This is a genomic window from Crossiella sp. CA-258035 (assembly GCF_030064675.1).
Lineage (GTDB): Bacteria > Actinomycetota > Actinomycetes > Mycobacteriales > Pseudonocardiaceae > Crossiella.
In genome coordinates this window covers 1,901,784-1,911,951 of record NZ_CP116413.1, presented here as the reverse complement: position 1 = coordinate 1,911,951, position 10,168 = coordinate 1,901,784, and the positions used below count along the sequence as shown (strand labels likewise).

Genomic DNA, 10,168 nt, shown 5'->3' with positions numbered 1-10,168 from the left:
AACCTTAGCCGTATGTCTTGCGCAGGAACTCTCGCCAGCCGATGAGGAGTTTCGCGCGGTCCACGCCGAGCACTTCGCGCAGTATCCGGTCCTGTCCCGCGGTGTCGGTCTGGCCCGCCCTGGCCAGCCGCCGGTACAGCTCCACCAGCGTGGCCTCGCCGTAGCGCTCGGCGATGTGCGCCGACAGCGACCACGAGGACTGGTAGGCCACGTCCAGGCGCTGGCCGCCGGAGCGGAAGTCGGTGTCAGCGGGCAGGTCCAGCACGCCGTCCTGGGCGCGCACCCGGCGGGTCAGGTCGGGGGCGGCCTCGGTGGGGGCGATGCCGGAGCCGCGGTAGCCCACGTAGTCGGCGAAGCCCTCCAGCAGCCACATCGGCGCGCCGTCCACGGTGGCGGCGCGGGCGGCCACGTGGGTGATCTCGTGCCGCAGCACCACCCGCAGCGCGCTGGCCGACAGGCGGGTGGCGGTCTTGGGGTTGAACACGATCCGGGCGCCCTCGACCAGCTGCTGCTCGTGGTCCACCCGGTCGGCCAGGGCGACCGCGGCGATGGAGTCCACCGCGAACTCCGAGCCGACCGTGGCCTGCAGCTCCCTGGTGGTCTCCGGCAGCACCACGACCACCCGCTGCGACCACTCCCGGCCCCACACCTCGCTGACCGCGCGCACCGCCGCGTCCAGCTCCTTGGCCACCCGCTGGGCCAGCGCCTGGTTGGCGCGGTGGCCGAGCACGATGCCGGAGTTGGTGGTCAGCACCTGGCAGGGCCCGAAGTCCCACGGCCCGCGCCAGGTCCGGCGGCCCTGGGCCTCCAGCGCCGAGTCCGAGGTCAGGTACCAGCTGTCGCCGTAGCGGGCGAACAGGTAGCCCATCGGCCTGCTGGTGGCCACCGCGTCGCCGCCGCCGATGGCGTAGCTCAGCTCGACCCTTGGCGAGTACAGCTCGTCGGCGTCGGGGGCGTAGGAGGTCAGCCCCGAGGTGCCCAGCGCCTCGGCCGGCTCGACCTGGTAGCGCCAGCTGCTCAGCGGCACCCCGGCCAGGTTGACGAACAGGTTGCGCTGGGCGGTGCCGAAGGCGGAGTCGGCGTTGGGGTCGAGGGTGGCCAGGAAGGTGGCCTCGTCCCTGCGCAGCACCGCCTCGGCCCGGCGGCGCAGCAGCTCGGCCACCGCGGCCGCGCGCGGGGCCTCCGCCGAGGTGGCGGGCGCCTCTGGGGGAACCGGGCGGCCCGCCGCGTCCAGGGTGGTGACCTGAGGCCCGGGGCCGACGACGTCCCTGGCCTGCGGGGTGGCGACCACGGCCAGCCCAGCAAGCAGCACGGCGGCCACCGCGGCGACCAGCCAACTCCTGTACCGGCCAACCCCGGACACAGCTGCATCCTAGGACGGGAATGGCCGCGGGGCCGACACCCGATCGGTGACGGCCCCGCGGAAAAACAGACTTATCTACCCGTCTGGGTCAGGACCCGACCCCGACCCGGCGGACCGCGATGATCCCGCTCTGCAGCGGGGCGATCTTGACCACGTCACCGGTGGTGGGCGCGTGCACCATCTTGCCGTTGCCGACCGAGATGCCGATGTGGCCCTTGTAGGCCACCAGGTCGCCCGCCTGGATCGCGTTGAGCGGCACCGCGGTGCCGATCCGGGCCTGCTGCGAGCTCGACCGCGGCAGCGTCATGCCGACCTGCTGGTACGCCCAGTAGACCAGGCCGGAGCAGTCGAAGGTGCTCGGACCCTCGTCGCCGTAGACGTAGGGCGAGCCGCGCTTGCTCAGCGCCTTCTGCAGCGCCGCGCCCGCGATGCCGCTGTTGCCGGGGATGTCGATGACCGAGTTGTCCTCGGGCCCCTTGAGCTTCTTCTTCTCGTCCGCGGTGAGCTTGTCGTACTGCGCCTTCACCTTGGACGTGCGGCTCTTCAGCTCGGCGTCGCGCTTGTCCAGCTCGGCCTTGATCCGCTGGGCCTCGTCGGTGGCCTTCTGCGCGCGGTCCTTGGCGTCCACCGCCCGCTTGGCCGCGTCCTCGGCCTGCTTGATGGTCGCGTGCAGCTTGTCGATCGCGTCCTTGTTGTCGCCCGCGATCAGGTCCAGCACGTACATCTTCTCCAGGAACACCTGCGGCGACGACGAGGTCATCAGCGCTTCGACCTGGCTCAGCCGGGCGCCCTCGAAGTCGGCGGCGGCGACCTTGTCGACGTCCTGGCGGAGTGCCTGCTCCTGCTCGCGAGCCTGGGCGCCCAGCTTGCTGGCGTCCTCGGCCTCCTTGTTGGCCTTGGCCAGGTCCGCGTTCTTCTTGTCCAGGTCGTCCTGGGCCTCGTGCAGGGATTCCGCGAGCTTCTCGGTCTCCTTGGCCAGTTCCTGGAGCTGCTTCATCGCCTCGGAGGCGTTGGCGGGCAGTTCCGGGTCGGCCAGCGCGGGGGTCGTCGGCGCGATGCCTACAGCTACGACCACTGCTGAGGCCGCGAGGGCCCCGCGCATCGTGCGCTTGAGTCGATGCGACGCCACGTGGCGTACTACTCCTTCGTGCTCGCTACCGCTTACCGGGTTAGCTGACGGGTTCGGGCCCGAAGTCGCCCTACGCGCGGCGCCTTCGATCAAGGCCCGCCCGATTCACCCCAACTGCCTGGGTCCCCGGTTCGGCCCCCCGACAGGCCGATTCGGCGGTGACTCGCGGTGTCGTCCTCGGTTGGACGACGGTCCGCCGCGAGATCTCGGACAGGTTACGAGTAGTGAGGCCCGCAGTCCACCGCCGGGGGTAGGCCGATGTTTGGCCGTGACCCAGCCGCCCGATCGGAGTAGTTACCCAGCGATACAACAGCGCTGTGTAGTCGCTCACCATATTCGGCGCGACCTGCGGTGTTCCCCCTCTCCGGAGATCAACTCCGGCCACGCACCGACACGGACCGTTCCTGGTTGCACGATGGTTCACCCGGGAAAAGTGACGAGCGCCACACGTATAGCGGGTATGGGTGGACTCACACCCGGCCCAGCCTGGCCAGCAGCACGGCCGAGGGCACCGGGTGCGCGCCGCGCCTGCGCACCGAGTCGGCCACCGCGCGGTCGGAGGTCACCACCACCACCGGGCGGCCTTCCGGCTCGGCGGTGACCAGCGCCCTGATCACGTCGTCGGCCAGCACCCCGGGGTCGCTGAAGAGCACCCGCACCCCGCGCGGCACGGAGGCGGGCACCGCGACCACGCCCGCGCCGTCGAAGACCAGGGTGACCTCGGCCCCGGTGCGCGCGGCCAGCACCGCGAGCTGGTGCACCAGCCGGTCCCGTTGCTCGGAGAGGGTCAGCTCGGGATAGCCGGTCTTGGTCACGTTGTAGCCGTCCACCACCAGGTGCACGGTGGGCAGCGCGAGCAGCCGGTCCAGCGCGGCCGGGTCCTGCACCCGGCCGACCGCGCCGGCGGCCGGGGTGGCCCCGCGCACGGTGTCCGCGGGCCGGGGGCCGCTGCCGCCGAGGGCCAGCTCCCTGCGCAGCCCGGTGACCGCGCCGGCCAGGGTGTCCACCAGCAGGCCCAGCCGGACCTCGTCGGCCTGCCTGGCCTCGCGGGCGGACTGCCTGGCCACCTCGGCCTCGGCCTGGGCGCGGGCGGCCTTGAGCCGCTCCACCTCGGCCCGCTCCCGTTCCTTGTCCCGTTCGGCGGTGACCGCGGCGACCACCGCCTCGGTCTCGCCGTGGCCCTTGCTCAGCGCGGACCGGGCCGCCTCGGCCTCGTCCTTGGCCTGGCGCAGCTTCACGCCCTGCTCGCGCAGGCGCTTGCGCAGCCGGTCCAGCTCGGCCTCGCCCTCCTGCCGGACCTGCTCGGCCGCGCCCCTGGCCTCGGCCAGCTCGGCGCGCACCCTGGCCAGCTCGGCCTCCAGCCGCTCCAGCCGGGACAGCGCCGCGTCCCGCTCGGCCCGCAGCTGCGCGTCCACCGAGCGCCTGGCCACCAGCTCCACGTGCAGCGGGGCGGCCGGATCGGCCAGCAGCACCGCGGCGGCCGCGGTGGCCACCGGGTCGCCGGGCGCGAGCTCCAGGGTGCTGGGCCGGTGCTCCCGGCACCACTGCACCACCGCGTTGCGGAAGACCGCGGAGTCGCGCAGCGCGGCCAGCAGCGGCCCGGCGCCCAGCCTGGCCCGCTTGGCCGGGGCGAACCGGGCCACCGGCCGCAGCGGCTGCGGGATGTCGAGCTGGGGCATGGTGCCCAGCGCCTCGGCGGAGAGCTCGGCGAGCCGCACCCGAACCGCCTCCGGCAGGGTGTCGAAGTCCACCTCGGGCTCCGACGGCGGCGCACCGTCCACAGCGGACGGACCCAGGTCGGGTTCCGGCCGGTCGTGGCTGGTCTGCGCGGGCAACGGGAACACCCGCATAAGGTTAGCCGCCGTCAACCCCCTCGGCGCGCGCCCGTGGTTACGCTCGGCGACGCTTCGGCAACAACCTGATCACGCCCGCGCCACGACAAGGCCGCCGCACGTCCATTCAACAATTGAGTGCGCGCTCCTGACAGTTTTGTGCCAGGAAAGCAACGCCGGACCGAATTGCGTAAATCTCTCAGTTCTCGTCGACCATTGTGGGTAATTCTGGCCTGCTCATCTTGTCCTTGCGCATGGAAGACTGGAGGATTCGCACCAGCAGTCCGCGCGGAATCCGGCGCACCACCGGCATCAGCCAGGCAGGCGCCAGCGAGCTGACGAAGATCCGCAGCGTGGTCGCCGAGACCTTGGCGAACTCCGCGCAGGCCTGCTCCACCAGCCGGGCGCGGAACTCCTCCAGCTTGGCCCGGCCACGCTCGGCGCCGAAGATCTTCGCGTACATCCGGATCGTGCTGTAGCTGCCCGCGGCCACGTCCTTGGCGTAGGAGGGCACGTCGTCGGCGATCTCCCAGAGCATGTACAGCGGCTTGTTCACCCGCACCAGCTCGTCCACGATCCTGGGGTCCACGCCGACCAGGTTGAGCATCAGCGGGATGGCCAGCGCGATGTCGGAGGAGCGGATGGAGAGCACCTCGTAGACCGAGTCCTCGGTGACCTCGACCTGGCCGAGCAGCAGCTGCCCCTCCAGCTCGAAGTACCGCTGCAGGTCGTCCAGCCGCGCCCTGGCCTGCCCGTCCAGCAGGCCGTAGCCCTCCAGCAGGTCCTCCATGTCCCGCCGCCAGCCGAGGTCGACCTCGAAGGACCCGTTGACCTGGGCCTCCTCGTAGGCGAGGTCGGCCTGGTAGACCAGGGCCAGGAAGTGGATCACCAGCGGCTCGAACACCTTGGCGGTGTCCTCGCTGACCCCGACCAGGTGCAGCATCGTGTCGTAGCCGTCGAGGAACATGACCCGGCTGGCCTTGAGCGACTCCAGGTAGGTGACCCGGGTCGTGGACCAGAACTCGGGCGCGTCGGGGCCGAGGATGCGCTCGCGGAGCGCCTCGGCGGTGGCAGTGCCGTGCACCATTGCGTTTCCCCAGGTGGATTGGTGGTTCAGGGCAGGTGTAAGCGCTTGCCTACAAAGCTCAGCGCGCGGCGACCGAGGTGGTGGTGATGGCCTGTGGCACCGGCGGCTGCTCCTGCCGCCTGGTCAGCCAGCTGCGCAGCTCGCGGTGGCCGCTGCGGCCGAGCCTGCCCGCCCGCAGCCGCTGGTGCGTCTCGGTGAGCAGGTCCTGGCGGTGCTCGCGCACCCTGGTCGCGGCCCGCTGCGGGCCGGTCAGCGCCAGCAGCGCGCGGTAGTGGTTGTACCGGTCGGCGCGCACGTCGGCCGGGTAGTCGGCGAGGTCGCCGTCGAGCTGGGCCAGCCGCACCGCGGACTCGTAGACGGCCAGCTCGTGCCCGGCCAGCGGCCGCCCGCGCAGCGTGCTGACCACCTTGACCAGCGCGAGCAGCTCACCGGCGCGCAGCCTGCTCAGCTCGGTCAGCAGCGAGGGGGTCGGTTCGAGCAGGCCCGCGCGCAGCGAGGCGGTCAGCGTGCGGGCGTGCTCGAGGTCGTAGAGGCACTTCTGCACGTCGCTGTCGAAGGCGCCGTAGCTGCGGAAGAACGCCTCGATCTCCTTCTTCCAGGAGTCGTCGGCGACCTCCGTGCGGCGGGCCTGGCTGCACAGCGCGAGGTAGTGGTGAGCGATCGGCTGGATCAGCCGGATCTCCAGCCTGCTCGCGCCCAGCAGCTCCCAGTAGCGCAGCCCGCCGCAGGAGAAAAGCCGCGCGGTCGAGGTCACCTTGTCCTGATAGGTGACGCTGCTCTGCGTCCACAGTTCGGGTGCGGGCCGACCGTAGACATTATCCCTGATTTTTTCTAACGACTTCCGTCCCCACTTGGACAACGGTGCACTCCTCGCCTCGAAACTTGGGGCGAAACTAGCAGCGTGCGCCGTTGCCGCTGCGCGGTTGGCGAAAACTTGAGGAAAGACTTCCCTTTTCGCCACCCGCAGATCTGCTGGTGCCTTCGGCGATTTCTATCGGGCGTTCACGTCTTCGGGCAACGGCGTGGGCACCGGCGCGGTGGCCAGGTCCCAGGTGCGCCCGACATTGGTCAGCAGCGGCAGCAGCACCGCGCGCGGCAGCCGCGCCACCACCGAGGCGGTCAGCTCGATGCCGAGGTCCGGCAGGGCCGCGGTGAGCAGCTTGCGCAGCGCCGCGGTGCTCGCGCCGGGCAGCTGGCCCAGCGCCTGGCGCAGCAGGCCGGCCCGGTACGCGCGCAGCTTGTGCACGCCCTGGCTCTGGCCGTGCGCCTGGACGAACAGCCGGAGCAGGTTGAACCGGTCCCAGGCGATGTCCTCCGGGTAGCCGGCGAGGTCGCCGCGCAGGTCCTGCAACCGCAGCCACGGGTCGATCAGGCCGAGGTGCTCCTCATCCACCGGCTGGTCCCTCAGCAGGTAGAGCAGCCGGTTGAGCACCCGGACGTCGGCGACCCTGCTGTGCGTCAGCTCGGTGATCACCTTCTCGTCCGCGGCCAGCTCGCCGCGCCGCAGCCGGTCCCTGGTGACCAGGGACTCCGACAGCTCGGCCAGTCCGGCCCGCACCTGCTCGTCGAGCACGCCGTAGCTCTCGGCCAGCGTGACCAGCTCGGCCACCAGCGCCGGGTCCGACTCCGCCTGGTAGGCCAGCGCGATGTAGTGCCGGACGAACGGGCGGATCACCTCGAACTCGCCCCTGCTGAAGCCCAGCGCGTACCGCGCGCCCCAGTTGTCCCAGAGCAGCGCGCGGTTGGCCCGCATGCTGTCCCGGTAGCTGATGTCCAGCTGCTGCCAGGCCGCTGGCGGCTCCTTGGGAACCATCCGTTCCTTGAGCCGCTGCACCGCCGCCTCGGTCACGATCTTTCTCCCTGCTGAAGTGTGTGGTGGTGGCGTCAGCCGCTGGGTCAGGACACCGGTACCAGCGGGCCGGACTCGGCGATCGGCTCCGGGATCACCTCGGCGCCGTTGCCCTCCAGCTTGTAGGCGCTGACCGCGAGCTTGGCCAGCACCGCGCGGGGCAGCGTGCCGAGCAGCTCGGGCACCACCGGCAGGTTCAGGTTCACCAGCGGGGTGCTGGTCAGGTAGCGCACCAGCGCCGGCTTGCCCACCTCGCCGAAGAGGGCCAGGCCCCTGGCCCAGATCCGCTCCCGCAGCGCCTGCAGCTTCTCCCTGGCCTGCTCGACGCCGTAGAGCGCGACGTAGAGCCGCAGCGAGTTGTAGCTCGCGTCGGCGATGTCGCGCTCGTAGGAGTCGAAGTCGTCGCCGATGTCGAACAGCGCCATCGGGGCCTTGAGCAGCTGGTAGAACTGCTCGTTCGGGGTGCGGCCCTTGAGCCGGTCCATCACCCTGATCATCACGTGCAGGTCCGAGGAGCGCAGGAACGAGATCTCCTCGATGACCTCCTCGGTCAGCGGCAGCTCGCCCAGCAGCAGCTGGCCCTCCATGACGTAGTAGCGCTCCAGGTTGTCCACCCCGGCCTGGATGCGGCTGTCGTAGAGGTTGTGGTTCTTCAGCAGCTCCTGCATGCGGGTCTTCCAGCTGTGGTCGGTGACCCGGCTGGAACCGGCCTGCTGGGCCGCCTCGTAGATGATGTCGCCCTGGTAGACCAGCGAGTAGAAGTGCAGCACCAGCGGCTCGACCAGCTTGGCCTCGGCCGGGGTGCATCCGATGGTGTGCCAGTAGCCGCCGCCGGTCTTGTTCAGGATCGACATCTCGGCGCGCATGTTCTCGAAGTACGAGATCCGGTTGTCCTGCCAGCTGTCGGGGCGTTCCCCCGCGGCCAGCGTGCGGCTGATCCGCTCCAGTACCCGCCCGTTACGCGTGCCCACTCCCAAGACCTCCGAACCCACCATGGCTGATGAGCCCGAACGTAACCGTGGATCTTGAACGCAGGCCAGGAAGAACCTTTGCAGTGGTCCGGTTCTGCCGACGGAACTGTCAGTGGGGTGACCTACCGTCGCTGCTGATGAGCCAGCACAGCCCCAGGGCCACCCCACTGCAGCTGTCCTTCGAGCAGCTCGGCACCCCGCTGCACGAGGTGACCTTCGTCGTGCTGGACCTGGAGACCACCGGCGGGCGGCCGGGTTCGGACATGATCACCGAGTTCGGCGCGGTGAAGGTGCGCGGCGGCCAGGTGCTCGGCGAGTTCGGCACCCTGGTCGACCCGGAGCGCGGCATCCCGCCGGAGGTGGTCGCGCTGACCGGCATCACCGAGCTGATGGTGCGCCAGGCGCCCAAGCTGGCCCAGGTGCTGCCCGCGTTCCTGGAGTTCGCCACCGGGGACCCGGGAACCGTGCTGGTGGCGCACAACGCGCCCTTCGACATCGGCTTCCTCAAGGCCGCCGCGGCCCAGCTGGACTACGAGTGGCCGAAGCCGCAGGTGCTGTGCACGGTCCGGCTGGCCCGCCGGGTGCTCTCCCGCGAGGAGGCCCCCAGCTGCCGCCTGTCCGCGCTGGCCGCCCTCTTCGGCGCCAGCGTCACCCCGAACCACCGGGCCCTCGACGACGCCAAGGCCACCGTGGACGTGCTGCACGCGCTGCTGGAGCGCCTCGGGCCGCTGGGTGTGCACTCGCTGGAGGAGCTGCTCGGCTACCTGCCCGAGGTCACCCCGGCCCAGCGCGGCAAACGCGGCCTGGCCACCGGACTGCCGGAGCGGCCGGGCGTGTACCTCTTCCGCGGCCCGCGCGAGGAGGTGCTCTACGTGGGCACCGCGACCAACCTGCGCCGCCGGGTCGGCCAGTACTTCACCGCGGGCGAGACCCGCTCCCGCATCCGGGACATGGTCGCCTTCGCCGAACGCGTCGACCACGTCGAGTGCGCGCACCCGCTGGAGGCCGCGGTCCGCGAGCTGCGTCTGCTGGCCGCGCACCGCCCCCGGTACAACCGCCGCTCCACCCAGCCGCACCGCGCCTGGTGGATCACCCTGACCGAGGAGGCCTTCCCCCGCCTGTCCGTGGTGACCAACCCCCGCGAGGGCGCGCTGGGCCCCTTCGGCAGCCGCGGCCAGGCCACCCTGGCGGTGGAGGCCATCCACGAGGCCATCCCGCTGCGCCAGTGCAACCAGCGCATCCCGGCCCGCAACCCGCAGGGCCGCCCCTGCATCCTGGCCGAGCTGCACCGCTGCGCCGCCCCCTGCGCCGGCCACCAGTCCACCGACGACTACGCCCCCGCCGTCGCCGCCATGCGGGCACTGGTGGCCGGCCACGACGACGAACCCGTCCGCCTGCTCCTGGACCAGCTCGGCGCCTACGCCACCACCGAACGCTTCGAGCAGGCAGGCCTGCACCGCGACCGGATCGTCGGCCTGCTCAAGGGCCTGGACCGCGGCCAGCGCCTGACCGCACTGGCCGCCATCCCCGAGCTCATCGCCGCCCGCCCCGACGGCGCAGGCGGCTGGCAGTTCGCCATCGTCCGCCACGGCCGCCTCGCCGCCGCCGGCGGCGCCCGCCGCGGCGTGGCCCCGATGCCGGTGGTGGAACAGCTGGTGCTGGCCGCGGAGACGGTGATCCCCGGCCTCGGCCCACTGCGCGGGGCACCGGCGGAGGAGGTGCGGGTGATCCTGCGGTGGCTCGAGCAGCCGGGGACGCGGCTGGTGCGCGCGGCGGAGCCGTGGCGCTCGCCCGCGCGGTCGGCGGCGCGGTGGCGGGAGTGGCTGGAGCGGGCGGAGGCGGGGCGGCACGGGTACGCGGGGGCGGACTAGCGGCAGTCGCCGAGGCGTGCTCGGGCCGCGGGTGTCGTGAGCGAAGCGGCCACCAGCGGAGCGGCT

8 protein-coding genes and 1 riboswitch are annotated in these 10,168 nt (G+C 71.7%); of the genes, 1 reads left to right on the top strand and 7 read right to left on the bottom strand.

The window, feature by feature from the left end; all coding sequences use genetic code 11:
- Positions 1-4: 4 nt before the first annotated feature.
- From N8J89_RS09375 to N8J89_RS09345, 7 genes are all read right to left on the bottom strand, one after another.
- Entirely contained in the window at positions 5-1,363 is a 1,359-nt protein-coding gene (locus N8J89_RS09375; RefSeq protein WP_283663940.1) for a basic secretory protein-like protein, read from the bottom strand.
- Positions 1,364-1,451: 88 nt separating this feature from the next.
- The gene (locus tag N8J89_RS09370; protein WP_283663939.1) at positions 1,452-2,492 is read right to left on the bottom strand and encodes a C40 family peptidase; all 1,041 of its coding nucleotides are present in this window, start codon (positions 2,490-2,492) and stop codon (positions 1,452-1,454) included.
- 14 nt (positions 2,493-2,506) lie between these two features.
- Positions 2,507-2,660, bottom strand: a riboswitch (cyclic di-AMP (ydaO/yuaA leader).
- Between the two features lie 302 nt (positions 2,661-2,962).
- Positions 2,963-4,342 (bottom strand): NYN domain-containing protein, encoded by a 1,380-nt coding sequence (locus N8J89_RS09365; RefSeq protein WP_502868432.1) that lies wholly within the window; start codon positions 4,340-4,342, stop codon positions 2,963-2,965.
- Positions 4,343-4,523: 181 nt separating this feature from the next.
- Entirely contained in the window at positions 4,524-5,411 is an 888-nt protein-coding gene (locus N8J89_RS09360) for a hypothetical protein (protein ID WP_283663938.1), read from the bottom strand.
- A 58-nt stretch (positions 5,412-5,469) separates the two neighbouring features.
- Complete coding sequence (locus tag N8J89_RS09355; RefSeq protein ID WP_283663937.1) at positions 5,470-6,165, bottom strand: hypothetical protein; 696 nt, start codon at positions 6,163-6,165, stop codon at positions 5,470-5,472.
- 237 nt (positions 6,166-6,402) lie between these two features.
- Complete coding sequence (locus tag N8J89_RS09350) at positions 6,403-7,260, bottom strand: hypothetical protein (RefSeq protein ID WP_283663936.1); 858 nt, start codon at positions 7,258-7,260, stop codon at positions 6,403-6,405.
- A gap of 47 nt (positions 7,261-7,307) precedes the next feature.
- Positions 7,308-8,231 (bottom strand): hypothetical protein, encoded by a 924-nt coding sequence (locus N8J89_RS09345; RefSeq protein ID WP_283663935.1) that lies wholly within the window; start codon positions 8,229-8,231, stop codon positions 7,308-7,310.
- 137 nt (positions 8,232-8,368) lie between these two features.
- Here N8J89_RS09345 and N8J89_RS09340 point away from each other — a divergent pair, with 137 nt between their 5' ends.
- Positions 8,369-10,102: a DEDD exonuclease domain-containing protein gene (locus N8J89_RS09340; RefSeq protein WP_283663934.1), complete on the top strand. Its 1,734-nt coding sequence runs from the start codon at positions 8,369-8,371 to the stop codon at positions 10,100-10,102.
- Positions 10,103-10,168: the final 66 nt, after the last annotated feature.